Source organism: Nocardia sp. 852002-20019_SCH5090214 (assembly GCF_001665865.1).
Taxonomy (GTDB): Bacteria; Actinomycetota; Actinomycetes; order Mycobacteriales; family Mycobacteriaceae; genus Nocardia; species Nocardia nova.
In genome coordinates, this window is sequence record NZ_LZMK01000044.1 from 62,828 (window position 1) to 87,230 (window position 24,403).

Consider the following 24,403-nt stretch of genomic DNA (forward strand, 5'->3'; position numbering starts at 1 on the left):
AACAGTCAGTCTAATGTTCGATGCCTGCTCGGTTGCTGGGGCATGGCCGCGGGCAGGTGCTGCGCCGCGGCCGGTGGCACGGTCTGCGGCGCCATCAGCGGTTGCGGCACCGGCGGAGCGATCACATCGATCAATTCCAGCAGCGCGCCGCGGGCGGTCCGGCGCGGTTGCGGATCGGATTCGGCCAGCGCGGCGACCACCGCACCGTCGACCACCGCCACCAGCCGGCGCAACTGATCGGTGCGCACCATCCGATCGGATCGGCGCAGCACATCGGCCAATAGGTCCTCGAGCTGGGCGCGTAACCGCAGCTGCACCTCGCGTAGTTCCGGATGCCGGGCCGAGGCCACCGACCGCTCGTAGCGGGCGATCAGCCGCCCGCGGGCGAATTCGTCGGGGCCGTCGGTGCCGACCATCAGATCCACGATCAGGTCGACGGTCGCCTCGGCGCCGCGTTTGCGGTGGGTGACCTCGCCGATCCGGCGGCGCATCGACTCGAGTTCGGCATTGCCGCTGAACTCGACCGCGCGCGCGATCAGATCCTCGAGGGATTCGAAATAGTAGGTCGTGGATGCCAGGGGCAGATCCGCGCGCGTCGCCACCGAACGGTGGCGCACGGCATCGAAGCCGCCTTCGAGTAGCAACTCCGCGGCAGCCGCAACCAACGCTTGGCGACGCCTTTCGCCTTTCGGGGTCGTCGCGGTGATCACCGTGTCATCGTGCCAGTCATCATCGGTTCATCCGTGCCAAATCGGTGCGATCTGTGCAAATCTGTGCGTCTGTGCAATCCCGGCCGAATCGTTGCTGTGCAATCGACCATGGGACCGCGCAAATTTCCGGGATCCGATCCGAGCGGACAGCCGGGATCGGTTCGAAATAGCAAGGGTTGAAATCACAACCCGAATCATTTGTACCGCATCCACGCGCTCCGGTGGGCCGGTACGGAAAGTCTGTGCGTCAGCTCAGATATCGGCCGAGTCGCACCAGCGCCTCCTCGATATCCGCGGTGGCGCCGGCGAAGGAGAATCGGACCGTGCGGTGTCCGTTACGGGTGTCGAAATCGATCCCGGGCGCGAGGGCGACACCCGTGTGCGCCAACAGATCCGCGCACCAGCGCGTCGAATCCTGGCTCAGATGACCGATATCGGCGTACGCGTAGAAGGCGCCGTCGGCAGGCGCCAGATCGCTGATGCCGAGGGCGGGCAGCCCCTCGAGCAGTAACGACCGGTTGCGGGCATAGCGGCGGACGTGCCCGTCCAGTTCGGATTTGGCCTCCGGGCCGAACGCGTGCGCCGCCGCGAATTGCGAAATGGCCGGCGGGCAGACGGTCATATTGGACGCCAGCCGCTGCAGCGCCGGGCGCAGCCGCGCGGGTGCCAGCATCCAGCCCAGCCGCCAGCCCGTCATCGAGAAATACTTCGACACCGAACCGATCACCACCGACTCGCGCGAGGTCTCCCACGCCGAGCTCACCGGTTCGGTGTCGCCGTCGACGCCCGAATAGGCGATGCCGTGATAGATCTCGTCGGAGATCAGCAGCGTGCCGTGCTCGTCGCACCAGCGGGCCAGGGCCGCCAGCTCGTCCGGGGCGATCATGGTGCCGGTCGGGTTCGCCGGGCTGGCCACGATCAGGCCGGCGGGCGGTTCGGGCAGCTCCTCCAGCATCGCCACCGTCGGCTGGAACCGGGTGTGGGAGCCGCAGTCGAGTTCGATCACCCGGCAGCCCAGGGCCGTGAGGGTGTTGCGGTAGGCCGGGTAACCCGGGCGAGCGACCACGACGGTGTCGCCGATGTCGAATGCGGCCAGGAAGATCAGCGTGAACGCGCCCGAGGAGCCGGTCGTGATCACCACGTCGTCGGACTCGACCTCGACGCCGTAGGTGTCGCGATGATGGGCCGCGATGGCCGAGCGCAATTCGGGGATGCCGAAAGTCTCGGTGTAGCCGAGTAATTCGGCGTCGAGGGCCGCCTGGGTGGCGCGGCGCACCGGCACCGGGGCGGGCGTGGAGGGCTGGCCCGCCGCCAGGACCAGCACGTCGCCGTGGGTGCGGGCGCGTTCGGCCGCGGCCTTCCAGACGTCCATGACGTAGAAGGTCGGAACGGTGGACCGCCGGGATTCACTGCGCACCAGACGACGGTAGAACACCGCCTCGGCAGGCCGGCGCGCAGTCCGTTCCCGGGCACCGGGCGCCTGAGACGTTGCTGTGCGCCGCCGCGCCTGCCTGCGTGTCCGGGCGGGCCCCTGTTATCGTCGGCAGAATGCCTGACCAGGCACGCCGCGCGAAGTCGTACCAGGGGGGCTGGACCGTGATCCGCCCCGACTGGCGAACGACGCTGCGCCGCGACCGTCCCTCGATCGCGCGTCGCCTGCGTTCCTCGGCCCGCCGATCGCGTGAATTCGGGCAGGTCGCGGCGGTCGAATGGCGCACGCGGGTGGGGCGCTGGTGGCAGATGATGCGGGATCGACACTGGCGCGAGGAATTCGAGACCCTGTGGCCCCGGCTGCGCGGCTGGGTCGGCGAGCATCGGGTGCTGGTGATCGGCATGGTCGTGGTCGGACTGTTCGCCGCCGCCGACACCGTGGCGCCGCAACCGGTCGACTCGACGCCGAAACCCGGTGCGGCACAGCGGATCGCGGTGGCCTATCCGCTACAGGTGCAGGCCGAACCCGAAACCAGCAAGCGCTATCTGACCGCCATCGACAACGGCGAGCGCATGCGCGAGGCGCAGGTGGTCGCCGCGGCGTCGCGGGCCACCCTGGAACGCGCGAAGGCCGAAGCCGCCGCGGCGGTCGCCGGGACGCCGCAACCCTGGCTGTCCGGGCCGGCCACCACGATTCCCGGCGGCATCCTCCCGGGCGGAATCGCCCCGGGCATCGGCGGTTTCGCCCTGCCCGCGCGCGGCGTGTTCACCTCCGGGTACGGGGGCCGGTGGGGCACCTTCCACTACGGAATCGATATCGCGGCGCCCATCGGTTCGCCGATCTACGCCGTCGCCGACGGCACCGTCATCGACGCCGGGCCGGCGCAGGGCTTCGGACTGTGGGTGCGCATCCGCCACGACGACGGCACCATCTCGGTGTACGGCCACATGTACGACTTCTCGGTGTCGGTCGGCGAGCGGGTGCGCGCCGGTCAGCAGATCGCCCGCATCGGCAACCGCGGCGATTCCACCGGCCCGCACCTGCACTTCGAGATCCTCATCGGCGGACAGCATGTGGACCCGCAGCCGTGGCTGGCCATGCACGGCATTCAGGTCGGCTGAACCCGGCGGGCTCGCTTCGGCCTCCGTGCGCTTCGAAACCGGTGGGGCCGAAGCCGATTCGGCTACACGCGGGTGGGGAGCGAGATGCGGTCCTCGACGGCGGCGAGACCGATATCGGTGCGGAAGTGGCTGCCGGGCAGTTTGATTCCCGCGATGCGTGCATAGGCGTTCGTGCGAGCCTCGGTCAGATCCCCGCCTGTGGCAACGACATTCAGCACACGCCCGCCGGCCGACAGCAGTGCGCCGTCCGCGCGCAGCGCCGTACCGGCGTGCAGCACTTCGGCATTCGCGCTTCCCTCCGAGGCCGGGGCGCTCTCCGTGCCGGAGATGACGTCACCGGTGCGGGGGCGGCCCGGATAGTTCTCCGCGGCCAGCACCACCGTGATCGCCGCGCCGTCCTTCCAGACCGGCGGCTGCGCCTGCGCCAGCGTGCCGGTCGCGGTGGCGTGCAGCAGGGCGCCGAGCGGACTATCGAGCAGCGCGAGCACGGCCTGGGTCTCGGGATCGCCGAAGCGGCAGTTGAATTCGACGACCGCTGGTCCGGCCTGGCCGATCGCCAGACCCGCGTAGAGCAGGCCGGAGAACGGGACGCCACGCCGAACCATTTCGGCGGCAACGGGTTTGACCACATCGTCGACGATTTCGGTGACGGTCTCCGGCGGCAGCCACGGCAGCGGGGTGTAGGCGCCCATACCGCCGGTGTTGGGGCCGGTGTCGCCGTCGCCGACGCGCTTGTGGTCCTGCGCGGGCAGCAGCGGCACCACGGTCTCGCCGTCGACCAGGCAGAACAGGGAGACCTCGGGACCGTCGAGGAACGATTCCAGCAGCACCGGATGGCCCTGCTCGAGCAGTTCGGCCCCGTGGTCGCGGGCCGCGGACCGATCGGCGGTGACCACCACACCCTTACCCGCGGCCAGCCCGTCGTCCTTGACGACCCAGGTCGGCCCGAAGCGATCCAGTGCGGCGTCGAGCTCGCCCGGATGATCGACGACCTCGCTGTGCGCGGTGCGCACCCCGGCCGCGGCCATCACGTCCTTGGCGAACGCCTTCGATCCCTCGATCCGCGCGGCGGCGGCCGACGGTCCGAAGCAGGCGATCCCCGCCGCCCGGACCGCGTCGGCGATGCCGAGCACGAGCGGCACCTCGGGACCGATCACCACCAGATCGGCGGCGAAATCCCGGGCCAGGCCCACGACGGCCTCCGCGCTGGCCGGATCGACCGCCCGCACCTCGGCGACCTGGCCGATCCCCGGATTGCCGGGCGCGGCCGCGATCGCGGTGACCCCGGGATCCCGACGCAGGGCTTCCACCAGGGCGTGTTCACGGGCTCCGGATCCGATGACGAGTACGCGCACGCGTGACAGCTTAGGGGACGCAGGTGAACAGCAGATGCGGGTACCGGGAGGACAGCCCGCCGCCCCGGCCACCGCCTCCCGGCCGGGCGGGGCAGTATGAAACCCATGCCATCTGTATTCAGCGCGATCATTGCCGGACAGCTGCCGGGGCGGTTCGTGTGGGAGGACGAGGAATTCGTCGCCTTCCTGACCATCGCTCCGGTCACCCAGGGTCATACGCTCGTGGTTCCTCGCAAGGAGATCGACCAGTGGCAGGATCTGGATCCCGCCACGTTCGCGCGGATCAACGAGGTCGCTCAGAAGGTCGGCCAGGCGGTGCGCAAGGCGTGGGACGCGCCGCGCGCGGGCCTGCTGATCGCCGGGCTGGAGGTGCCGCACCTGCACGTGCACGTCTTCCCGGCGTTCGAGCTGGGCGATTTCAACATCTCGGGCGCGGACACCGATCCGAGCCCGGAATCGCTGGACGAGGCGCAGGACAAGATCAAGCAGGCGCTGCGCGATCTCGGCTACGGCGCGAACGTCCCGGCCTGACGCACCGAGCCTGAATCACTCCTGCGAACGGGGCAGGCGCACCGCGAAGGTGGTGCCCTGCCCCACCGCGCTGTGCACCGAGACCGTGCCGCCGTGCGCGGCGACCAGCGCCTGCACGATCGACAGACCCAGTCCGGTGCCACCGCTGTCGCGGCTGCGTGAGGTGTCGGTGCGGTAGAAGCGTTCGAAGATGCGCTCGGCGTCCTCGGTGGGCAGGCCCGGCCCGGTGTCGGCGACCTCGATGACCACCTCGTCCGGAGCGGGTGTCAGCGCGACGGTGACCGCCGCGTCGGGCGGGGTGTGAATCAGCGCGTTGTTGACCAGATTGCCCAGCACCTGACGCAACCGCGCTTCGTCGCCACGCACCTCCAATGTCCCCGTCCCCGGGCGTATTTCGAGGTCGATGGGCCGGCGCGGCTCCTCGGGACGCTGGGCCGCGTCGACGGCGCGGGCACTGTGCACCGCATCGCTGGCCAGTGCCAGCAGATCCACCGGCCGGCGTTCCACCGGGCGCTGCGCGTCGAGGCGAGCCAGCATCAGCAGGTCCTCCACCAGCAGGCTCATCCGCTTGGACTCGCGTTCGATCCGGTCCATGAACAGGGCCGGATCCGCCAGCGCCCCTTGCCGATACAACTCCGCGAAACCCTTGATCGTGGTCAGCGGTGTCCGCAGCTCATGGCTGGCATCGGCGACGAACCGCCGCATCCGGGCCTCCGAACGCCGCGCGGATTCCTCGGATGCCTCGGTGGCGGCGAAGGCGCTCTGAATCTGGGACAGCATGCCGTTGAGCGATTGCGAGAGCCGATCGACCTCGGTGTTGGTGCCCTGCACCGGAACTCGCCGATGCAGATCCCCGCTCGCGATGGCCGCGGCGGTCTTCTCCACCTCACCGAGCGGGCGCAGGCTCCGGCGAATCACGAACTGCGCCACCACCGCGAGTACGGCGAGCACGATGAGGCCCACCGCGACCTGCAACCCGATCAGACGGTCGATGATGTTCTCGGTTTCGGTGAGGCGCAGCGCGACCACACTGGATCCCTGCGGAGTCACCACCTCGAGCGCGCGCCAGTGTTCGTCGGGGTCGCCGACCGATCCCACGGTCTGGGGATGTCTCGACAGATTCGACGGAGTGTCCGGAACGGTGGGTCCGGAACTCAGCAGCAGACGCTGATTTCCGGTGGGTCCGGTCACCTGCACGTAGAACAGCGCGGGCGGGCGTTCCCGCCCCGGAGGTTGCGGAAGGTGCTGGGGCGGTGGCGCATCGGGGCTGGCCCAGCTGTGGGCGGCGTCGAACAACTGCCGATCGACCTTGTCGATCAGCACATTTCGCATCGCGGAGGTCACCGCGACACCCGAGACCAGCAGTCCGAGACCCGCCAGGCACACCAGCGCGAGCACCAGGGTGACCCGCAGCGGCACCGCGGCCAGGCGACGCGAGATCCGGCGCCGCAGTCCGCGCCGCGGCGGGGCGACGCCCTCGGCGCGTGCGCCGGTTTCGGCGATGCCACCGGGTTCGGTGCCCGGCTCGGCCGGACCGGCCGTCGCGAGCACCGCCTCGGGGCCGGCCGCGTCGCTGTCGGCGCGCTCGCGCACCGAGCGCGGATCGCTCATTTCGCCGACGACCGGCTGCGGCTGGGCGCGCGCATCACGTAGCCGACACCGCGCAGGGTGTGGATCAGCCGGTCGGGACCGGTATCGACCTTCTTGCGCAGGTAGGAGACATAGGTTTCCACCACGCCCACCTCGCCGCCGAAGTCGTAGCGCCAGACGTGATCGAGGATGCGCGGCTTGCTCAGCACCGTTCCGGCATTGACCATGAAGTATCGGAGCAGGGTGAACTCCGTCGGCGAGAGCGCGACCGGTTCCCCGGCCTTCCACACCTCGTGCGTGTCGTCGTCGAGTTCGATGTCCTCGAAGCGGATACGCGAGGATTTCGTCTCCTCCACCACGTGACCGGAGCGCCGCAGAATCACCCGCAGCCGCGCCACCACCTCCTCGAGCGAGAAGGGTTTGGTCACGTAGTCGTCGGCGCCGAGGGTGAGGCCGGTGATCTTGTCCTCGACCTCGTCCCGCGCGGTGAGGAACAGGACCGGGGCATCGATGCCGTCGGCGCGCAGCCGGCGCAGCAGGCCGAAGCCGTCCATACCGGGCATCATGACGTCGACGATGAGGGCGTCGGGCCGGAACTGCTTGGCCCGGTCCAGCCCTTCGGCGCCGTTGGCGGCCGTGGCCACCTCGAACCCCTGATAGCGCAGACTCACCGACAGCAGTTCGACGATCATCGGTTCGTCGTCGACCACCAGCACCCGAGCCTCGGGGGTCCGATCGCCAGCCACTCCACTCATGCTGGATATCGTCTCTCCTACAGCCCGGAATGCGCTGAACGTTGTCTGGGAGTTTCCTGCGAGCCGGCTGCGCGACAGGTCGGAGAACAGGCGACCCGCCGACCCGGGCGGCGCCTCCCGGATCGGCGGGTCGTCGATGGTGCTGCGCTCTTATGCGGCGGCCTTCAGATCGGCGCCGAGCGTCTTCGCGTCACCCTTGATCGTCTTCAGGGTGTCGGCGGCGGAGCTGCCGTCCAGGCTGTCCTTGGTCTTGGCCTGCTGCAGTTCCTGACGGAACTTGTTGAACTCCTCCTTCACCTTGGCGGGCACGGCGGCCTCGTTGTGGGTGAGGGTGTCGATGTCCTTGTCGAGCGACTTCTCGAGGTCCTCCGGCTTGTCGGTGTCCTGAATCTTGGTGAGGACCTTCTGGATCGCGTCCACTGAGGGCGCGGCCGGCTGGTCGTCACCGTCGTCGTCCTTGTGCTTGTCGGCGCCGAACGCCGAGCCCGTGGACAGCTTGGGAGCCGACGGCGCGCTGCTGGTCGTCGGCGTGGCGGAGGGGGTATCAGCCGAGGCGACGGAGGCGGTAGCGCCGGCGATCGAGACCGAGAGGGCGGCGAAGGCGGTCGTTGCCAGGATCCGGCGGGTGGCTGTTGTCATATCGACAGTCATCTCCTTACTTCGGTGGGTTTCATCAGGTGCGTTGCCACGAATCTGCTCGGGCAGGAAGTCCTGTCCGGACAGCGGCCGCGGCAACGGGGCCCGACGCTAGGGGGACGCTTCGGAGCGGCGCAATGGCCCGAAATGGAAACCACCAGGTCGGCATGCGAGGTTTAGCGACGGTTTTGCTGACGACTTCTCGCCCGTTCATCGCGGGGTGGCAGGCGCTTAACTTTCATCACGGCGGCGCGGATCGGAGCACACCACGCCCGAAAAGAGCAGAATGGACATCGGAAAGGTCGTCATGGCAGCAATACGGGGCCTGCTCGACGTGGTGTTGGGCATCCTGACGGCCGTGCTGGGCACGGTGGTCGGCCTATTGGCGCTCGTCGTCTGGATCCTCGGCGCGGTGTTGTGCGTGACGATCCTGTTGATTCCGCTGGGAATCCCCGTCATCAAACTCGGCAGCCGCCTGTTCGGGCTGGCCCGGCAGCTGATGCATCTCCCCTGACGCAAAAAGGGCTCCGACCTGCTTTCGCAGGCCGGAGCCCGAGTGGAGCCCCCTGTCAGGATTGAACTGACGACCTTCGCTTTACAAGAGCGGTGCTCTACCACTGAGCTAAGGAGGCGGGTGAAGCGGTGCCATCATAACCGGGGCGCGGGCCGTCCGGAAAAATCGTTCACCACTGTAGGAGGGAGCGGCGGATCGCAGCGGCTGCGTGTGCCCCTCAGGGCAGCACGCAGCCGCCGATCACCGTCGCTCCGCGCAGTTTCGTCCGGCGCGGAATCAGGACTGGGCGCCCTGGCGAGCCGCGTCGTCGGCCGCCATCGCGTCACGCAGGCTCTTGGGCCGCATATCCGTCCAGTTCTTCTCCACGTATTCGACGCAGGCAGCGCGGCTGTCCTCGCCGAACACCACTCGCCACCCGGCCGGGACCTCGGCGAAAGCAGGCCACAGGGAATGCTGCTCCTCGTCGTTGACCAGAACGAAGAAGCGGCCGTCCTCGTCGTCGAAGGGGTTGGTGCTCATTTCACCTCACTGGATGCTGGCGCTGTGTACGGGAACGCGCTGGATACGGAACTCGCGGGGCGCGGGCACGAGCCGAAACCGACCTGAGCCGACCGACCAGAGCCGTAGCCCCCGAGCGATGTGTCGACACTAGCAAGACCGACGTTACGCGTTGGTGGTTACCTCGAGCCCGCGAAGAAATCGAGCAGGATCTTATTCACCGCCTCGGGACGTTCCAGATACCCGTAATGCCCGGCGTCGGGGATCTCCTGGTATCGGGCGTCGGGAATGGCTTCGGCCAGCTCACGGGTCAGATACGCGGGAATCATCCGGTCGTCGGCGAATCCGATCGACAGGCACGGCACCTTGATCGCGCGATAGGCCTGCAACCGATCGAAATCGTGGTCCATCCGGCGCTGCGCCCGGATTCCCGGGGATGCGGGTCCGCCGGTGAATTCGAACAGATCCAGCCAATCGCGCGCGGAATTCGGATCGGCCATCGTGGCGGGCGAAAGATTCATCACCGCGGTCAGGGCGGCCTCGTATTTGGCGGGCAGTCGCACGCCGGAGGCGTCGAGTTCGTGTTCGCCGAGCGAGAGCGTCTTCTGGAATTGGTCGAGCCGCGCGTGTCCGGCCATGAATACGGCTTTGCGCACGAGGTCGGGCCGCGCCAGGGCCAATTCCTGCGCGACCCGCGCACCCATCGAGGTACCGGCGACCAGGACCGGGCCCTCGTCGAGAAATTCGATCAGCGCCGCGGTGTCGGCGACCAATTCGTCGATGGTCATCCCGTCGGGCGCCTCGTAGGACGGAGCGATGCCGCGATTGTCGAACGTGCACACTCGGTAGCCGGCCGCGACCAGCGCCGGAACCTGGTGCAGCTCCCACACCCGGCCGGGGCTCCCGGTGCCCATGATCAGCACGACCAGCGGGGCAGCCCCCTTGGTGTCGGTGCCTTTGGCCTTGTCTCCCTTCACCTGGTAGTTCAGCGAGATTCCATTCACCGTGGCCAACGGCATAGTGCTGCGACCCTTTCCACTCGATTCGTGCGGTGCTCGATACACGCAGTGGGCGAAATTCGCCTCCCTACCAACGTTATAGGTTCCCGAGGCTCCAGCGTTTCGCCGGTGTGGCGGGTGTCGCCCCGCGCTGTTGCGGTTCGGCAGCGGTCGGTACCGAGTCGACGGGCCCCTGTGCGGCGACCGATACCATTGACAGCGCACGGCGCCGACACCACGACGGTCGAACCCCACCGCCGTGCCACGACCCCGAGCCGAGAGGACACGATGATGGCCGCGAAGAGCGCCAACGACATCGCGGACGACGACCTGGAACCGCTCGCCGACGAGACCGCACGGCAGGCACAGCGCGTCGTGGCCGCCTACGCCAACGATGCCGACGAATGCCGGATGCTGCTGTCGATGCTCGGAATCGGTCCCAGCGCGCGCAGCGAATAGGACGAGCCCCGCGCAGCGCAATGCGCAGCGCTCATCACAACTGAAATCCCACGCCTAGTTCCGCCATTTCGGCGACCGGAGGATCCAGCAGTGGACCAGATGCGCGACATACGCAGCGATCGATCTCGAGACGCTTCGCCGGAAACCGAATCCGCACCAGCGGACCGTCCCGGCGGCGCCGGGTCCGGTTTCGTCGTGGTCGCCAACCGGCTCCCGGTCGACCTGGAACGTCTCCCGAACGGGACCAAGCGGTGGAAGCGCAGTCCGGGCGGCCTGGTCACGGCCCTGGAGCCGGTGCTGCGCAACAACAACGGCGCCTGGGTGGGCTGGGCCGGCGTTCCCGATGTGGATGTCGATCCGATCATCGAGGACGGCCTGGAGTTGTATCCGGTGCCGTTGACCGCCGAGGAGGTCGCCGCCTACTACGAGGGATTCTCCAACGGCACGCTGTGGCCGCTCTATCACGACGTGATCGTGCGGCCGGAGTACCACCGCGACTGGTGGACCGCCTACGTGGACGTGAACCGGCGCTTCGCCGAGTACACCGCGAAGGTGGCCGCCGAGGGCGCGACGGTGTGGGTACAGGACTATCAGCTGCAGCTGGTGCCGAAGATGCTGCGCATGCTGCGGCCCGATCTGACCATCGGATTCTTCCTGCACATCCCGTTCCCCCCGGTCGAGCTGTTCATGCAGCTGCCGTGGCGCACCGAGATCGTGGAGGGGCTGCTCGGCGCCGACCTGATCGGCTTCCACCTGCCCGGCGGCGCGCAGAACTTCCTGTACCTGGCGAGAAGGCTTGCCGGACAACCCACCTCGCGCGGCACGGTCGGTGTGCGGTCGAAACTCGGTGTGGTGCAGGTCGGTTTCCGCACGGTGCGGGTCGGCGCCTTCCCGATCTCGATCGCCTCCGCCGAACTCGACGAGCTGTCGCGAAGACGCTCGGTGCGGGAGCGCGCCGCTCAGATCCGCAGGGAGCTGGGCAACCCCAAGCACATCCTGCTCGGTGTGGACCGCCTGGACTACACCAAGGGCATCGATATCCGCCTGGCGGCGCTGCAGGAACTCCTGCACGAGGGCCGGCTGGACCCGGCCGAGACGGTGATGGTGCAGCTGGCCACGCCGAGTCGCGAACGGGTGGAGAGCTACATCCAGATGCGCGGCGACATCGAACGTCAGGTGGGCCGCATCAACGGCGAATTCTCCCGCGTCGGTTACCCTTTCGTGCACTATCTGCACCGGCCGATCCCCCGCGACGAACTGGTCGCCTTCTTCGTGGCCGCCGACGTCATGCTGGTGACCCCGCTGCGCGACGGGATGAATCTGGTCGCCAAGGAGTACGTGGCCTCGCACAGCGGCCTCAACGGCGCCCTCGTGCTCAGCGAATTCACCGGCGCCGCAGCGGAATTGCGTCAGGCCTACCTGTGTAATCCACACGATCTGGACAGCGTCGAGAACGCGATCATGTCCGCGATCGAGGACGACCCCGAAACCAAGCGGCGCCGCATGCGTTCGCTGCGCCGCCAGGTACTCGCCCACGACGTGGACCGCTGGGCGCGCTCGTTCCTCGACGCACTGGCCCAGGATCGGGTGGCCGGCAGCGCCCTGCTCACCGATGCGGATGTGGATCCGAGCGGCGCCGAGCGCTAGGCCCGCGGCGAACGCTCCCCGGCGGGGCCGGGCGAACGTTCCGGCGACTGCACAGCGACCCGAGGCGGGTACACCCTTCGAACCGACCGTCCGGCAGCCGGAGAGCGCCGCCCACACCGAATCTCGGTCCTGGCCTCCGCCGGGGCAGGCGGTCGCCGCGTACCCGCCACCCCGGATTCCGCCGCACCCGCCGGATCACCACACGGTCGGTCCGTGCGGCACAGGCGCGCTTCACCGGCGGGAGATCTGCGCCGCGACCGGAGCCGGTATCGACCACCGATCCCGCCTCGGAATCGCTGTGCCGTCGACGGTAGGTACGAACCCTTAACGGGGATAACGGGATTCGCTTAACGCGGGATCAGATCGGGGTGATCGCGTCGACCAGCCAGTGGCCGCCGTCCTTGTCCAGAGCCACGCGGACCCGGCTCGGCGTCACCGTGCCCTGCGGGGAGTCCTTACTGGTGGTCACCTGGTTCAGGTACAGCAGGACCACCGCGTGCGAGCGCTCCGCGGACACCACACCGGCCGCCGTGGTGGTGGCCTGCACGGTGAGCTGCTTCTCCTTGGCGCCGGGTGCGATCGCCTGCTGGATCAGCTTCAGGTAGTCCTTGCGGAACGACGGGGTGAGGTTGTCGGCCGATTTCGGCAACTCGGCGTCGACGGTCTTGAAGTCGTAGGTGAATACCGACTCCACCGCGTGCCGGGCCGCGGGTACCGAGTCGGTACGGGCCTGCTCGACCTGTTTGTCGGACCAGTACTTGTAGCCGGTGACCGAGGCCATCGCGACCGCGGCCACGAACAGCACCGCCGCACCGATGAACAGGATGGGACGCAGCTTGCCGGAACCTTGTCTGCTCATGCCACGAACTCCACTTGCGAGGCGGTGATACCACCGTTGTCGTCGCGGTCGACCGTGACCCGGAAGCGGTAGTAGCGCTCCTGCGGATCCTTGGCGCCGGCGTTGGTCAGGGTCTGCTTGGCCGCGACCAGCACCTTCGCGGTGTGGTCGTCCTGGCTTTCGACCGCGGTCTCGATGATCTCGCCGCTGGCCTTCACCTTGGCCTGCTGCACGACCTGCGCGTAGGCGTCCTTGCGCTCGGAGTACTCCTGCTTGAGCTGTCCCGAGGCGACCGAGAGCACCCGGTCGATGTCCTGCTTCGCGGTGTCGTCCTTGATGTTGGTCAGATTGAGAATCGCCTGCTTGGCGGTCTGCACATATTCCGCGCGCTGGTCGGCCTGGGCGCCGACCTGATGCTGGTGGTAGGCGAAGAAGCCGCCCGAGCCGACCAGCAGGATCAACGACAGCACCGCCACCACCGCGGCCGCCCAGCCCAGCGGTCCGAGTGAGCGCTTCGATGGCTCGGAGGTGTCCGCCGCTGCCGTCTCCGCCGCGGAGTCGGTGAGCCGCACGGTCGTGTCGTCATCGGCCGCCGTCGAAAGCTTTACGGTGGTCTCGGACTTCGCGTCGGCGCCGGACACAACCTTCGATGCCGCCTCGGAGGAGGACTCGGTCGCCTTCGCCGGCGATGGGCTCGACGATTGCACCGTCTCGTCGGCAGCGCCCGCGGCGCCGAGCTTCACCGTCGCTTCGTCGGAGGGCGAACTCTCGGTCCGCTCGACCGCTATCGCGTCGGTCGGCGCTCCGGCCTGCCGGCTGGCCCGGCGCCGGACGCGACCGGTGGGTGTGGAATTCGATTCGCTCATTTCTGTTGCTCCTCGAGCATCGCCTGCCAACTGGACGGTACAGTGCCCGATCCGTCGGCGCCCACATCCCCCTGTCGGTAGGTCCGGCCGTCGGGTCCGGTGAAGGTGTGGTTCTTCAGGTCGTAGGTGCGCAGTGCCGCCGCCGGTTGGCTCTGCGCGGCCGGAGCGTCGCCGGGGTTGGCCGCCGGCTCGCCGGACGGGGTGACCGGGTGCGGATCGCCGAAGGGCGGGTTGTCGCCCTCGGGCACATAACCCTGCGGGTCGTGGCAGAGCTCCGGACTCGGAGCCCGCTTGCCCGGCACGTCCGCACACGGCGTGTTGCGGATACCGCGCACCGCTTCCTTGGCGTTCTGCGCCACCTTGCAGTAGAGATTCGGCGGCGTGTCCGGGGTGTCCTTCAGGGCCGGCGAGCGGCGCTGATCCTGCGGCAGGAAGCCGGTGGTGCAGCCGGGCGGGTCGTTGAGCCCGAGCATGAAGTCGACCATGGCGCCGTATTGCGTGGGCCCGCGGATGGATGTCAGCAGCGCCGCCACCAGCTGCGGGTAGATCACCAGGATCTGTTCCACACCGGCGTGGTAGGTCACCCCGACCTGGCCGACGCTGGTCAGATTCGACAGCAGCAGCGGCAGCGTCGGCCGCAGATCCTGGAAGGTCTGCGACACCTTCTGCGCGGCCGCGGGGGTGCGGTCGAGCAACTGCCCCAGCGAGGGGTCGTGCTGGCGCAACTGATCGGTGACGGTCGCCAAATCCTTTGTCCACGAACGAATCGCGGCGTCGGACTGGTTCTGGGTGTCGAGCAGCGGGCCGATCTTGTCGAGCAGATCCTTGGTCTCGTTCGTGTTCTTCTTCGCCTCCTGCACCAGCAGCGAGGCGGAGTCGATGAACTTCTGCAGATCCGGGCCCGCGCCGTTGAACGCGGTGAAGGCATCGTCGATCACCTGGCGCAGTTTGGTGTCGGCGACACTGCTGAGCAGCCGGTCGGCCTGGTCGAGCATATCGCCGACGTCCTGCGGAAGTTTGGTGCGCTGCACCGGGATCACCGAACCGTCGTGCAGATTCCCGCCGTGCGGATTCTCGGCCGGGACCAGATCCACGTACTGTTCGCCGATCGCCGACACGCTCTTCACATAGGCATCGACATCACCGGGAATCTTGAAGTCGCTGTTGATCGACAGCTTGGCGTCGACCCCCTCGGGGGTGAGCTTCACATCCTCGACCTTGCCGACGTTGGTACCGCGGTAGGCCACGTTCGCGGTCGGGTACAGCCCGCCGGTGGCTTCCAGTTTCACGGTCACGCCGTAGCGGCCGATGCCGAACATGGCCGGCAGGTGGACGTAGACGCCCGCCATCACGACCAGGCCGATCACGGTCAGGATCGAGAAGATCACCAACTGCGTCCGGACGAATTTGCTGAGTTTCATCGACCCGCACCCCCTTGTTGCGGCGCGGGCACCGTCAGCCCGGGTATGGCGGGCAGATTCGGAATCGGCGGCAGGCCGGGAAGACTCGGCGTCGGCGCCGCCGTGTTCGGCGCGGGCGGTGGCGGCGGCTGCATCGGCCCGGTGATCGGGTCACCCTTGCCCATCGCGGTATCGGGTGCGATCGTGCCGAGTGCGCCCTCGACCCCGCCGAAGCGTCCGCCCAGCGGCGTACCGGTGAGGAAGTTCGAATCCAGCCGCGCGCCGGTGAGATCGACGGTCATCAGCAGGTTGAGGTAGTCGCCCTTGAGCGCCTTGTTCAAGTTCCGCATGGGGAACGGGAAGGTGAGCAGGATCTGCAGGGCATCGGCCAGTTTCGTTCCGGTGCTGGCCAGCGATTCCAGGGCCGGATGGAGATTGGCCAGATCCGCCTTCAAGTTGTCACCGCTCTCGGCGATCACCCGGCTCACCACATCGCTGAGATCACCCAGTGCGGTAATCGTTTTGGTGATGTTCTCGCGGCGGTCGGCCAGTACGGTGAGGGCCGGATGCAGCTGCGTGACGGCCCGGGTCACCTGTTCCTTCTGGTTGTTCAGCTGTCCGGCGAAACGGTCCAGCCCACCCATCGCGTCGATGATGTCCTTGGTCTGACCGTCCAGGGTGCTGGTCAGCTGCGCCAGCTGCGGCAGCAGATCGCGGATGGCATCCGACCGCCCGGAGAAGGTCTTGTTCAGCTCGTGGGTGATGGTCTCGAGCTGGGAGATACCGCCACCGTTGAGCACCACCGACAGCGACGACAGCGTCTGCTCGGTGGTGGGATAGACACTCGCGCGCGACAACGGGATCACATCGCCGGGCTTCAATTGGCCTTCCGGCGCAACGTCTTTCGGCGCCGACAGCTCGACGTGGTTACTGCCGAGCAGGCTGGTCTGCCCGATCGCGGCCACCGTGTTGGCGGGCAGGTGCACACCCTTCTCGAGGCTCACCGTGACCAGCGCGTGCCAATCCTCGACCTGGATGTTCTTCACCGTGCCGACCGTGACGTCGTCCACCTGCACCGGCGAATTGCGGGTCAGCGTGGTGACATTCGGCATCTGGATCTTGATCTGCCAGGCGCCCTCACCCGTTCCGGCCGCACCGGGCATCGGCAGGGTGTTCAGACCGTCCCACTCGCATCCGGTGGCGCCCAACAGGATCACCAGACCGACGGCGGCGCCGGCGAGTCGCATCCGTCCGCGTCGCATCATCGTCCTCCTCCCGGAATCGCCAGGCCGGCAAGACCGCTGGGCACCTCGGCCGGAGCCTCGCCGGGCGCCGGATACTCGACGCGGTCGGCCAGGCTCGGGGGCGAGAAGGTCAGCTGGCTCGGGAAGGCCTGCTGTCCGGACGCCGGATTCACCAGCAGCGGTGGGTAATTCATCATCAGTGAGCTGATCACCGGCGCCACCTGTTGTTTGCACAGGTCGGCGGTCCGCTGCGAACCGTTGTCCTCGAGCGCCTCGACGGCACCACACAGGAACGCGAACGGATTGCGGAAGTTCGGCAGCACCACGGCGCCGGTCAGCGTGCCCTGCGCGGGCTTGTAGATCTGATAGAAGTTCGCCAGCGCGACCGGGCCGGAGTGCAGGACCTGCTCGAGCTGCGGACGCTTGTCGGCCAGGATCTGGGTCACTTGCGCCAGATTCTGCACACTCTCGGTGAGCTGGCCGCCGCGTTCGTCCAGGAAGCGTTTGACGTCGGCCACCGCCGAGTCGAGATTGTCCAGTCCGGCGCCGAGGTCGTCGGAGACGCCCGACAGCACCGAGGACACCGAGGCCAGCCGCCCGCCGAACTGCACGATCTGATCGTTGCTCTTGGAGAGCACGTCGACGAACTGCTGCAGGTTGCGGACGGTGCCGAACAGGTCGGTGCGACCGTCGGACAACGTATTCAGCGTGCTCGACAACTCGTGGAGCGTGTCCCGCAGCGCCTGGGCGTTCCCGTTTGCGAGATTGTCGGACGCGGTGTTGACGAACCGGCCGAACGAGCCCTGCTGATCCTCACCGATCGGCCCCAGGGCCTTGGACAGTTTGGTCAGCTCGGCCTTGATGTCGTCCCATTCCACCGGCACGGCGGTGTGCTCGATCGGAATCACGCCGTCGTCGTGCATCTTCGGGCCGCCGGTGTAGACCGGCGCCAACTGCACGAAGCGTGCCGAGACCAGATTCGGCGAGACCGTGACGGCCTTGGCATCGGCGGGAATGTCGACGCCGCGGTCGACCGTCATCGTCACCTTGGTCTTGTCCCGGCCCGGCTCGATCGAATCGATCCTGCCGACCTTGACGCCCAGCACTCGCACGTCGTCACCGGCGTACAGCCCGGTGGTGGACGGGAAATAGGCGGTGATGTGGGTCTTGCCGATATTGCTCACCGCGCCGTAGACGATCCAGCCCGCCAGCGCCACCACAAGGACGGCGGCCACGACGCGGACCCATTTCGGCACCTTCGTGATCGTGCGAATCGCGTTCATCGCGGCGGCTCCTGGATCGCGGGCCCGATCGAGGGCGGCGGGGTGGTCAGGTACTTCCAGAACGATTCGGGTACATGCTGGGGCCAGACCAGCGCGTCCACCAGCGGCTGCAACGTCATACTCGTGGCGTTGGAGACGTAGGCCTGGAAGTACGGGCCGCTGCCGACCTGCTCACCGAGCGCCGCCTCGAACGGTCCGAGGGCGTCCAGGGCCTGGTTCAGGTTGTTCTTGTTCCGCTCGAGCAGTTGCAGCACCGAATTCAGCTTGTCCAGTGTGGGTTTCAGGCTCTGTTCGTTGTCGTTGACGAAGCCGGTGAGCTGCTGCGCGAGCCCGTTGACGTAGACGATCAACTGGCTCAGAGCGGTGCGCCGGGCGTCCAGCTCGCCGAGCAGGTTGTTGCCGTCCAGCAGCAGGGAGTTGATCTGGTTCGACCGATCCGAGAGCACCTTGGTGACGTTCTGCGCGTGCGAGAGCAGTTCGGTCAGCGCCTTGTCGCGGGCGTTCAGGCTGCGCGAGAGCTGGGTGATGCCGTCCAGGGCGGAACGCATCGGCGCGGGGGTGTCGGCGAAGGCGTCCGACAGGGCGTCCAGAGTCTTGTTGACCTGGTCGGTGTCCAGCCCCTTCACGGTATTGCTCAGATCGCCCAGGGCGTCGTTGAGCGAATACGGAGAAGTGGTTCGCTCCAAGGGAATCGGCTGATCGCTGCGCAACGCACCGGACCCCTGCGGATCGACCTCCAGGGATTTGCGCCCGAGCACGGTGTTGGTCTTGATCGCGGCGGTCGTCTTCTTCCCCAGGACGATGGATTCGTCGAGGCTGAACCGGACCTTCACCTTGGGGCCGTCGAGGCTGACATCCTCGACCTGACCGGTGCGGACACCGGCGACCTGAACCTGGTCACCGGTCACCAGACCGCCGGCATCGGCGAAATACGCGGTGAATTCGGCGCCGCTGCGAATGAACGGAAGCCGGTCGAACTGCAGGGCGGACAACGCGATCGCGACCGCCAGGACGACGCCGACGACGCCGTGTTTGATGAGCGGGGAGGTCTGGTTCACTTCGTCGAACACCTTCCGGTCGTCTGCAGACCGGGCAGATTCACATGCATCGGCTTACCGTCCGGGCCGTCCACGAGGAAATTCGTTCCGCACACGTACATGTTCAGGAACGAGCCGTACGAACCGAGCCGCACCAGCTCCTTGTAGGTCGTGGGCAGGTTCTGCAGGACCCACTCGACATCGTCGGACTTCTGGTCGAGATTGTCCGAGAGCCGGCCCAGCTGGTCGAAGGTCGCCTTGAGGTCCGGGCGCGCCTGCTTCAGCAGATCGGTGAGATCTCCGGTGGCGCCGGCCAGTCGCGGCAGCGCCGCGCCGATCGGATCCCGGTCCGCGGCCAGGCCACTCACCAGACGCTGCAATTCGGTCAGCGTGGTGTCGAATTCCTTGTTGTGATCGTCGATGGTGGCCAGCACCGTCTTCAAATTCTCGATCACGCTGCCGATGAGGGCGTCGCGGTCGGCCAGGGTTTTGGCGAACGAGCCGGAGCTGTTCAGCAGTGCGACCAGGGTGCCGCCCTGGCCCTGGAAGACCTGCAGCAGCGCCTCGGTCAGGGAGTTGACCTGCTGCGGGTCCAGGCCGCGCAGCAGCGGCTTGAAACCACCCAGCAGCATGTCCAGGTCCAGCGCCGGCTTGGTCTTGTCCAGACCGATGGTGCCGCCGGAGTGCAGCACCTGCGCGGTGCCCGGGGCGTCCATCAGTTCCAGATACCGGTCACCCACCAGATTCTCGTAGCGCACCGCGGCATGGGTGCTGACATAGAGCTTGTACTGCCGGTCGACGTCGAAATCGACATGGGCCAGATGGTCCTTGCCGACCTTGACGCTCTTCACCGATCCGACCGGGACACCCGCGATGCGAACCTTGGACCCGGGCAGCATGCCCGAGGAACTGGTGAACACCGCGTGGTAGCCGTTCTCCCGGGCGAAGCGCATCTGCGAGAAGATGACGACCAACAGGGCCAGCACCAGAACCATCACGAGCGTGAAGATTCCGAGTTTGACGCCGGTGGCGTGCGGTTTGATGCTCACGGATTACCCACCCCCGGCAGCCCCGCGAACAGCAGTTGGAAGACCCGGGGCCCGTTCAGATGGGTGGACAGTTCCGGCGTGTACACCCGTCCCTCAGTGGTGTCGGTGACCAGATAGTTCGCGTGACTACCGGGTTTACGGTCGAGGATGCCCTCGCAGTGCGGGCCACCGGTCGCATTCACCTTCGGCAGATCCTTCGGATAGGTGTAGGGCGTGCCGCCCGGCATGAAACTGGCGTTCAACGTCACCCACGGTCCGGTGCCGCCGAAGATCTCGTTGGCTCGTGGAATCGCGCCCGCGACACCTTCGACCAGGCAGTACAGCGCCGGGTTGTATTCGTTGAGCAGTTCGGCCGTCGGGCGCAGCAGATCCAGTGCGGTCGACAGGCCGTTCTCGTTCTCCTTCAGCACCGCGCCCGTGGTGTCGGCCAGGCCGATCAGATTCAGCAGCACCGCGTCGAGGCTGTCCTGGTGGTCGACGATGGTCTTGCTCGTCACGGCCGCGTTGTCGGTGGTGCGCAACAGGTTCGGCGCGGTGTCGGCGTACAGATTGGTGACTCCCACCGACGTCTGCAGATCGCGTTGCAGATCGGGCAGGCTCGGATTGATGTCGCGCAGATATTCGTCACTGTCGACCAGCAGCTGACCGAGTTTGTCGCCGCGGCCCTGCAATGCCGTGCCGAGCGCGGTCAGCGTCGCATTCAATTTCTCCGGCGCGATCTTGCCGAGCACATCGGTCAAATGCTGGAACAGCGTATTGAATTCGACGGTCACCGACTGCGCGGTCAGCGTGGCGCCGGCCTGCAGATGCTGCGCGGACGGAACCTCCGGCTCGACGAAGTTCACGTATTTGGCGCCGAAGACGGTGGTGGACCGAATATCCACGGTCGCGTTCGCGGGCACCATCTTCAGCTGATCGGGTTCGATCGCCAGGGTCAGCCGAGCTTGGTCGCCGGTATACGCGATATCGGAGACGTGGCCGATCTGCACACCGCGGATCTTGACCTTCGCGTCCTTGTCCATCACCAGGCCGGCCCGCGGGGCGTCGAGATAGACCGGTTTCGACGTGCTGAATCCGCCCACGAACATCGTCAAAGCGACGGCGACGATCGCGGCCAGAAACAGAATCAGCGCCACCCCCGAAAGCTTGACACCCCATCCGGCGCCGAAAAACTTGCCGGCGCCTTCCTTTTCGACGAGTTTATTTGCCGCCATACCGCCTACCCGGAGAGATGGAAGTTGCCGGAGGTGCCGTAGATCGCCAGCGACATCAGCAGGGTCACCGACACCACTGCCACCAGCGAGGCGCGCACCGCGTTACCGACCGCGATTCCGACACCGACCGGTCCACCGGTCGCGTTGTAGCCGTAATAGGTGTGAATCATCATGACCGCCAAGGCCATGAGGATCGCCTGTACGAACGACCACAGAATGTCACTGGGAATCAGGAATGTTGAGAAGTAGTGGTCGTACACACCGGCCGACTGGCCGTAGATGACGACCGTGGCGAAGCGGCTCGCGACGAACGACGCGATGACCGCGAGCGCGTAGAGCGGAACGATCGCGATCATGCCCGCCAGCACCCGGGTGCCCACCAGGAAGGGCATCGGCCGGATCGCCATGGATTCCAGGGCGTCGATCTCCTCGGCCACCCGCATGGCGCCCAGCTGGGCCGTGGCGCCGGCGCCGATGGTCGCCGCGAGCCCGATGCCCGAGATCACCGGTGCCGCGATGCGCACATTGAGGAATGCGGCGAAGAATCCGGTCAGCGCCTCGACACCGATATTGCCCAGCGAGCTGTAGCCCTGCACCGCGATGGTGCCGCCGGTGAACAGGGTGAGGAAGCCGACGATCACCACCGTGCCGCCGATCACCGCCAAAGCGCCTGTGCCCATGCTGATTTCGGCGATCAGGCGAATGGTTTCGGTGCGGTAGTGCGAGAACGCCTTCGGCACCGAGGCCAGTGACTTCGCGTAGAACTGGGCGTGATGCCCGATTCCGTCCATCGAACTCGAAACCCGCCGCACACGTCGAACAGTACGGGGGAAGCGGGACTGGATTACGAACGCCATCGGATCACCGCACCGTGAACTTGATGCCGACGGCGGTGACCACGACGTTCACCACGAACAGAGCCATGAAGGAGAAAACCACCGTCTGGTTGACCGCGTCACCCACACTCTTGGGACCGCCCTTGACGTTGAGACCGAGATAGCAGGCCATCAGACCGGCGATCAGACCGAACAGCGCGGCCTTGACCTCCGAGATCACCAGCTCCGGCGTATGGGTGAGCAGGGTGAGCCCGTTGACGAAGGCGCCGGGGTTGACTCCCTGCAGAAGAACCGAGAACAGGAAGCCGCCGGCGATGCCGATCGTCGAGACCAGGCCGTTGAGCAGCGCCGCGACGAACATCGAGGCGAGTACGCGGGGCACCACCAGGCGATGGATCGGATCGATACCGAGCACCTTCATGGCGTCGATTTCTTCCCGGATCGTGCGCGCACCCAGGTCCGCGCAGATCGCGGTGGCACCGGCGCCGGCGACGATCAGCACCGTCACGATCGGACCGACCTGGGTGACCGTTCCGAATGCGGCGCCCGCGCCCGAGAGATCGGCCGCGCCGATTTCGCGCAGCAGAATGTTCAGCGTAAAGCTCACCAGAACCGTGAACGGGATCGCGACCAGGATGGTCGGGATGATCGACACCCGTGCGACGAACCACGACTGGTCGACGAATTCCCGTCGCTGAAATGGCGGACGTATCAAGGCCCGCGCCACAGCGGCCACGAGTTCGAAGAACCCGCCGACCGCACGCAACGGCACGGCAAGAACCTCGTTCATTCCGCGATTCCTCCTTGCCGACCCGTACGCGCAACGCTGCGCAAGCGAGCCTCCACACCTCTTCCGCTCCGAAGATTAGAACACGTTCACATCGAATCGGAAGAGAATTTGACATTTTTGACCTGCTCTTTTCATCCGAGCTTCATCTCGGAAGCTAGAACAGGTTCATACGGTGTACAGAACGCCTTTGTGAGGCACCCCACAACCTTCGACCCCCATGTCTACCAAGTGCGAGACCGCCGATCAACCGGAGTTGGTCGGATGACCTGCACCTGATAATCAGCCGAGATCGTGCAGCGAACTCGCAGAAAACGTACGCCCGGCGGGGCGCTCGGCGAAGTAGGTTCCGAGTGTGTCGGCCAGCGCGTCCGCACTCCATTCCGCGCCGGCGGCATCGAAGCGGGCCTCGACTTCGGGCGCGGCCATCAGCGCGACCATCGGGCCGTATACGACGAACACCTGACCGTTGATCGCATCGGCGCCGGGAGAGGCCAGGTAGGCGACCAGACGGGCGACGTGATCCGGCGACAGCGGGTCCACATCCCCTTCGGGAGCGGCGGAGAAGACCGATTCCGTCATGGCGGTCCGGGCCCGCGGGCAGATGGCGTTGGCACGCACGCCGTATCGCGACAAACCGCGCGAGGCGGACAGCGTCAGCGCGGTGATTCCGGCTTTCGCGGCCGCGTAATTCGGCTGCCCTTCCGGACCCAGCAAACCGGCTTCCGACGATGTGTTGATCAGGCGCCCGTAAATTGGAGCACCGGATTCCTTCGATTTACCGCGCCAGTAGGCGGCGGCATTCCGCGACAACAGGAAATGGCCGCGCAGATGGACCGCGAGGACCGCGTCCCAGTCCTCGTCGGAGAGATTGAAAAGCATGCGGTCACGGACGATTCCCGCATTGTTCACGACGATGTCCACACCGCCGAAGGTCTCGTCCGCGGTGCGAATCAGGGCATCGGCGGTGGCGCGCTCGGCCACACTGCCACCCACGAATTCCGCTTTCGCGCCCAGCGCGCGGATATCGGCGAGGGTGGCGGCCACCGCATCGTTCTCGGCCAGATCGTTGACCACCACCGATGCGCCGGCCCCGGCCAGCGCCAGCGCTTCGGCCCGCCCGAGGCCCGCGCCGGCTCCGGTCACGATCGCTACCTTGCCGGACAGATCCGTCCCCGACTGATTCGACGATTCACTCACGCCGTGACTCTAGAACGTGTTCCAGTTATCGGCAAGCATCCATTTCACTGCAACCGCAGGGCAGCCTTGGGGCATTGCGCGACGGCGGTCTCGACATCGGAGAGCCGGTCCTCGGGCACGTCGGCGGTGAGGATGTGCAGCTGATCCTCATCGTCGAGTTCGAAGACGTCGGGGGCGATTCCGACGCAAATACCGTTGGCCTCGCACTGGTCGAAATCCACACTGACCTTCATTGATAACTCCTTCACCACCAGGTAGTGCCGAGCCTACAAGCCCGGCCGGGCCGCTGCGGCCGAAGCGGCCGGATTCGGTTTCCATACTGGAACATGTTTCAGTAGATATGCAATGATCGACGTCAGGGCAGATCGGCCCCGGCGCTGATCGTCACAGGGGCGATGTCGTC

General features: G+C 66.9%; 25 protein-coding genes and 1 tRNA gene. 5 read left to right on the forward strand and 21 right to left on the reverse strand.

Features of this window, described 5'->3' with window-relative positions:
• Positions 1 to 5: 5 nt before the first annotated feature.
• Both A5780_RS05075 and A5780_RS05080 read right to left on the reverse strand, forming a co-directional pair.
• Positions 6 to 710: a TetR/AcrR family transcriptional regulator gene (locus tag A5780_RS05075; protein ID WP_081879751.1), complete on the reverse strand. Its 705-nt coding sequence runs from the start codon at positions 708 to 710 to the stop codon at positions 6 to 8.
• Between the two features lie 247 nt (positions 711 to 957).
• Positions 958 to 2,127 (reverse strand): pyridoxal phosphate-dependent aminotransferase, encoded by a 1,170-nt coding sequence (locus A5780_RS05080; RefSeq protein ID WP_082856653.1) that lies wholly within the window; start codon positions 2,125 to 2,127, stop codon positions 958 to 960.
• Positions 2,128 to 2,258: 131 nt separating this feature from the next.
• Here A5780_RS05080 and A5780_RS05085 point away from each other — a divergent pair, with 131 nt between their 5' ends.
• Positions 2,259 to 3,263, forward strand: coding sequence for a M23 family metallopeptidase (locus tag A5780_RS05085; RefSeq protein WP_063009941.1), 1,005 nt, complete (start codon positions 2,259 to 2,261; stop codon positions 3,261 to 3,263).
• Between the two features lie 62 nt (positions 3,264 to 3,325).
• On the opposite strand, the gene purD is transcribed toward A5780_RS05085, so the two are convergent.
• Positions 3,326 to 4,618, reverse strand: a complete 1,293-nt coding sequence (gene purD / locus A5780_RS05090) for a phosphoribosylamine--glycine ligase (RefSeq protein WP_063009943.1) — start codon at positions 4,616 to 4,618, stop codon at positions 3,326 to 3,328.
• A gap of 105 nt (positions 4,619 to 4,723) precedes the next feature.
• On the opposite strand from purD, the gene A5780_RS05095 reads away from it, so the two are divergent.
• Positions 4,724 to 5,149, forward strand: coding sequence for an HIT family protein (locus A5780_RS05095; RefSeq protein ID WP_063009945.1), 426 nt, complete (start codon positions 4,724 to 4,726; stop codon positions 5,147 to 5,149).
• Between the two features lie 15 nt (positions 5,150 to 5,164).
• Here the strand turns inward: A5780_RS05095 and A5780_RS05100 are convergent, their stop codons facing one another.
• The 3 genes from A5780_RS05100 to A5780_RS05110 form a co-directional block, all read right to left on the reverse strand.
• Positions 5,165 to 6,568: a cell wall metabolism sensor histidine kinase WalK gene (locus tag A5780_RS05100; RefSeq protein ID WP_063009971.1), complete on the reverse strand. Its 1,404-nt coding sequence runs from the start codon at positions 6,566 to 6,568 to the stop codon at positions 5,165 to 5,167.
• Between the two features lie 188 nt (positions 6,569 to 6,756).
• Positions 6,757 to 7,494: a response regulator transcription factor gene (locus A5780_RS05105; RefSeq protein ID WP_030517397.1), complete on the reverse strand. Its 738-nt coding sequence runs from the start codon at positions 7,492 to 7,494 to the stop codon at positions 6,757 to 6,759.
• Positions 7,495 to 7,644: 150 nt separating this feature from the next.
• Positions 7,645 to 8,133 (reverse strand): hypothetical protein, encoded by a 489-nt coding sequence (locus tag A5780_RS05110; protein WP_146100904.1) that lies wholly within the window; start codon positions 8,131 to 8,133, stop codon positions 7,645 to 7,647.
• A 304-nt stretch (positions 8,134 to 8,437) separates the two neighbouring features.
• Here A5780_RS05110 and A5780_RS05115 point away from each other — a divergent pair, with 304 nt between their 5' ends.
• The gene (locus A5780_RS05115) at positions 8,438 to 8,644 is read left to right on the forward strand and encodes a hypothetical protein (RefSeq protein WP_030517395.1); all 207 of its coding nucleotides are present in this window, start codon (positions 8,438 to 8,440) and stop codon (positions 8,642 to 8,644) included.
• 43 nt (positions 8,645 to 8,687) lie between these two features.
• Here the strand turns inward: A5780_RS05115 and A5780_RS05120 are convergent.
• The 3 genes from A5780_RS05120 to A5780_RS05130 all read right to left on the reverse strand — a co-directional run bounded on the left by A5780_RS05120 (position 8,688) and on the right by A5780_RS05130 (position 10,161).
• Positions 8,688 to 8,762 (reverse strand) — tRNA-Thr (locus A5780_RS05120).
• A 158-nt stretch (positions 8,763 to 8,920) separates the two neighbouring features.
• The gene (locus A5780_RS05125; RefSeq protein ID WP_011207082.1) at positions 8,921 to 9,163 is read right to left on the reverse strand and encodes an MbtH family protein; all 243 of its coding nucleotides are present in this window, start codon (positions 9,161 to 9,163) and stop codon (positions 8,921 to 8,923) included.
• Between the two features lie 158 nt (positions 9,164 to 9,321).
• Positions 9,322 to 10,161 (reverse strand): alpha/beta fold hydrolase, encoded by an 840-nt coding sequence (locus A5780_RS05130; RefSeq protein ID WP_030517394.1) that lies wholly within the window; start codon positions 10,159 to 10,161, stop codon positions 9,322 to 9,324.
• 270 nt (positions 10,162 to 10,431) lie between these two features.
• On the opposite strand from A5780_RS05130, the gene A5780_RS40635 reads away from it, so the two are divergent.
• Both A5780_RS40635 and A5780_RS05140 read left to right on the forward strand, forming a co-directional pair.
• Positions 10,432 to 10,599, forward strand: a complete 168-nt coding sequence (locus tag A5780_RS40635) for a hypothetical protein (protein ID WP_169812365.1) — start codon at positions 10,432 to 10,434, stop codon at positions 10,597 to 10,599.
• A 99-nt stretch (positions 10,600 to 10,698) separates the two neighbouring features.
• A complete protein-coding gene (locus A5780_RS05140) occupies positions 10,699 to 12,246 on the forward strand; it encodes a trehalose-6-phosphate synthase (protein WP_063009973.1) in 1,548 nt (515 codons plus the stop codon).
• Positions 12,247 to 12,604: 358 nt separating this feature from the next.
• Here A5780_RS05140 and A5780_RS05145 read toward each other — a convergent pair whose 3' ends face one another.
• The 12 genes from A5780_RS05145 to A5780_RS05200 form a co-directional block, all read right to left on the reverse strand.
• On the reverse strand, positions 12,605 to 13,105 hold the full coding sequence (locus A5780_RS05145; protein WP_030517392.1) for a h domain protein: 501 nt from the start codon (positions 13,103 to 13,105) through the stop codon (positions 12,605 to 12,607).
• Entirely contained in the window at positions 13,102 to 13,950 is an 849-nt protein-coding gene (locus A5780_RS05150) for a hypothetical protein (protein WP_063009951.1), read from the reverse strand. Before A5780_RS05150 ends, A5780_RS05145 begins: the two co-directional genes overlap by 4 nt.
• Positions 13,947 to 15,371: an MCE family protein gene (locus tag A5780_RS05155; protein WP_064907837.1), complete on the reverse strand. Its 1,425-nt coding sequence runs from the start codon at positions 15,369 to 15,371 to the stop codon at positions 13,947 to 13,949. The genes A5780_RS05150 and A5780_RS05155 overlap by 4 nt, the downstream gene beginning before the upstream one ends.
• Positions 15,368 to 16,615: an MCE family protein gene (locus A5780_RS05160; protein ID WP_063028953.1), complete on the reverse strand. Its 1,248-nt coding sequence runs from the start codon at positions 16,613 to 16,615 to the stop codon at positions 15,368 to 15,370. Before A5780_RS05160 ends, A5780_RS05155 begins: the two co-directional genes overlap by 4 nt.
• Positions 16,612 to 17,877 carry an MCE family protein gene (locus tag A5780_RS05165; protein WP_063009957.1) on the reverse strand — a complete coding sequence of 422 codons (1,266 nt, stop codon included), beginning with the start codon at positions 17,875 to 17,877 and terminating at the stop codon, positions 16,612 to 16,614. Before A5780_RS05165 ends, A5780_RS05160 begins: the two co-directional genes overlap by 4 nt.
• Positions 17,874 to 18,935: an MCE family protein gene (locus A5780_RS05170; RefSeq protein WP_064907851.1), complete on the reverse strand. Its 1,062-nt coding sequence runs from the start codon at positions 18,933 to 18,935 to the stop codon at positions 17,874 to 17,876. Before A5780_RS05170 ends, A5780_RS05165 begins: the two co-directional genes overlap by 4 nt.
• The gene (locus tag A5780_RS05175; protein WP_030518637.1) at positions 18,932 to 19,957 is read right to left on the reverse strand and encodes an MCE family protein; all 1,026 of its coding nucleotides are present in this window, start codon (positions 19,955 to 19,957) and stop codon (positions 18,932 to 18,934) included. Before A5780_RS05175 ends, A5780_RS05170 begins: the two co-directional genes overlap by 4 nt.
• A 2-nt stretch (positions 19,958 to 19,959) precedes the next feature.
• Entirely contained in the window at positions 19,960 to 21,177 is a 1,218-nt protein-coding gene (locus A5780_RS05180) for an MCE family protein (protein WP_051757273.1), read from the reverse strand.
• Positions 21,178 to 21,182: 5 nt separating this feature from the next.
• Positions 21,183 to 22,034 carry an ABC transporter permease gene (locus tag A5780_RS05185; protein ID WP_030518639.1) on the reverse strand — a complete coding sequence of 284 codons (852 nt, stop codon included), beginning with the start codon at positions 22,032 to 22,034 and terminating at the stop codon, positions 21,183 to 21,185.
• A 4-nt stretch (positions 22,035 to 22,038) separates the two neighbouring features.
• The gene (locus A5780_RS05190; protein WP_030518640.1) at positions 22,039 to 22,803 is read right to left on the reverse strand and encodes an ABC transporter permease; all 765 of its coding nucleotides are present in this window, start codon (positions 22,801 to 22,803) and stop codon (positions 22,039 to 22,041) included.
• 279 nt (positions 22,804 to 23,082) lie between these two features.
• Positions 23,083 to 24,000, reverse strand: a complete 918-nt coding sequence (locus tag A5780_RS05195) for a 3-oxoacyl-ACP reductase (protein WP_030518641.1) — start codon at positions 23,998 to 24,000, stop codon at positions 23,083 to 23,085.
• Between the two features lie 44 nt (positions 24,001 to 24,044).
• On the reverse strand, positions 24,045 to 24,233 hold the full coding sequence (locus A5780_RS05200; protein WP_030518642.1) for a ferredoxin: 189 nt from the start codon (positions 24,231 to 24,233) through the stop codon (positions 24,045 to 24,047).
• Positions 24,234 to 24,403: the final 170 nt, after the last annotated feature.

Coding starts and splice junctions, on each gene's coding strand:
- A5780_RS05085 (WP_063009941.1), top strand. CDS start 2,259: ATGCCTGACCAGGCACGCCGCGCGAAGTCGTACCAGGGGGGCTGGACC.
- A5780_RS05095 (WP_063009945.1), top strand. CDS start 4,724: ATGCCATCTGTATTCAGCGCGATCATTGCCGGACAGCTGCCGGGGCGG.
- A5780_RS05105 (WP_030517397.1), bottom strand. CDS start 7,494: ATGAGTGGAGTGGCTGGCGATCGGACCCCCGAGGCTCGGGTGCTGGTG.
- A5780_RS05110 (WP_146100904.1), bottom strand. CDS start 8,133: ATGACAACAGCCACCCGCCGGATCCTGGCAACGACCGCCTTCGCCGCC.
- A5780_RS05115 (WP_030517395.1), top strand. CDS start 8,438: ATGGCAGCAATACGGGGCCTGCTCGACGTGGTGTTGGGCATCCTGACG.
- A5780_RS05125 (WP_011207082.1), bottom strand. CDS start 9,163: ATGAGCACCAACCCCTTCGACGACGAGGACGGCCGCTTCTTCGTTCTG.
- A5780_RS05130 (WP_030517394.1), bottom strand. CDS start 10,161: ATGCCGTTGGCCACGGTGAATGGAATCTCGCTGAACTACCAGGTGAAG.
- A5780_RS40635 (WP_169812365.1), top strand. CDS start 10,432: ATGGCCGCGAAGAGCGCCAACGACATCGCGGACGACGACCTGGAACCG.
- A5780_RS05140 (WP_063009973.1), top strand. CDS start 10,699: ATGCGCGACATACGCAGCGATCGATCTCGAGACGCTTCGCCGGAAACC.
- A5780_RS05145 (WP_030517392.1), bottom strand. CDS start 13,105: ATGAGCAGACAAGGTTCCGGCAAGCTGCGTCCCATCCTGTTCATCGGT.
- A5780_RS05150 (WP_063009951.1), bottom strand. CDS start 13,950: ATGAGCGAATCGAATTCCACACCCACCGGTCGCGTCCGGCGCCGGGCC.
- A5780_RS05155 (WP_064907837.1), bottom strand. CDS start 15,371: ATGAAACTCAGCAAATTCGTCCGGACGCAGTTGGTGATCTTCTCGATC.
- A5780_RS05160 (WP_063028953.1), bottom strand. CDS start 16,615: ATGATGCGACGCGGACGGATGCGACTCGCCGGCGCCGCCGTCGGTCTG.
- A5780_RS05165 (WP_063009957.1), bottom strand. CDS start 17,877: ATGAACGCGATTCGCACGATCACGAAGGTGCCGAAATGGGTCCGCGTC.
- A5780_RS05180 (WP_051757273.1), bottom strand. CDS start 21,177: ATGGCGGCAAATAAACTCGTCGAAAAGGAAGGCGCCGGCAAGTTTTTC.
- A5780_RS05185 (WP_030518639.1), bottom strand. CDS start 22,034: ATGGCGTTCGTAATCCAGTCCCGCTTCCCCCGTACTGTTCGACGTGTG.
- A5780_RS05190 (WP_030518640.1), bottom strand. CDS start 22,803: ATGAACGAGGTTCTTGCCGTGCCGTTGCGTGCGGTCGGCGGGTTCTTC.
- A5780_RS05200 (WP_030518642.1), bottom strand. CDS start 24,233: ATGAAGGTCAGTGTGGATTTCGACCAGTGCGAGGCCAACGGTATTTGC.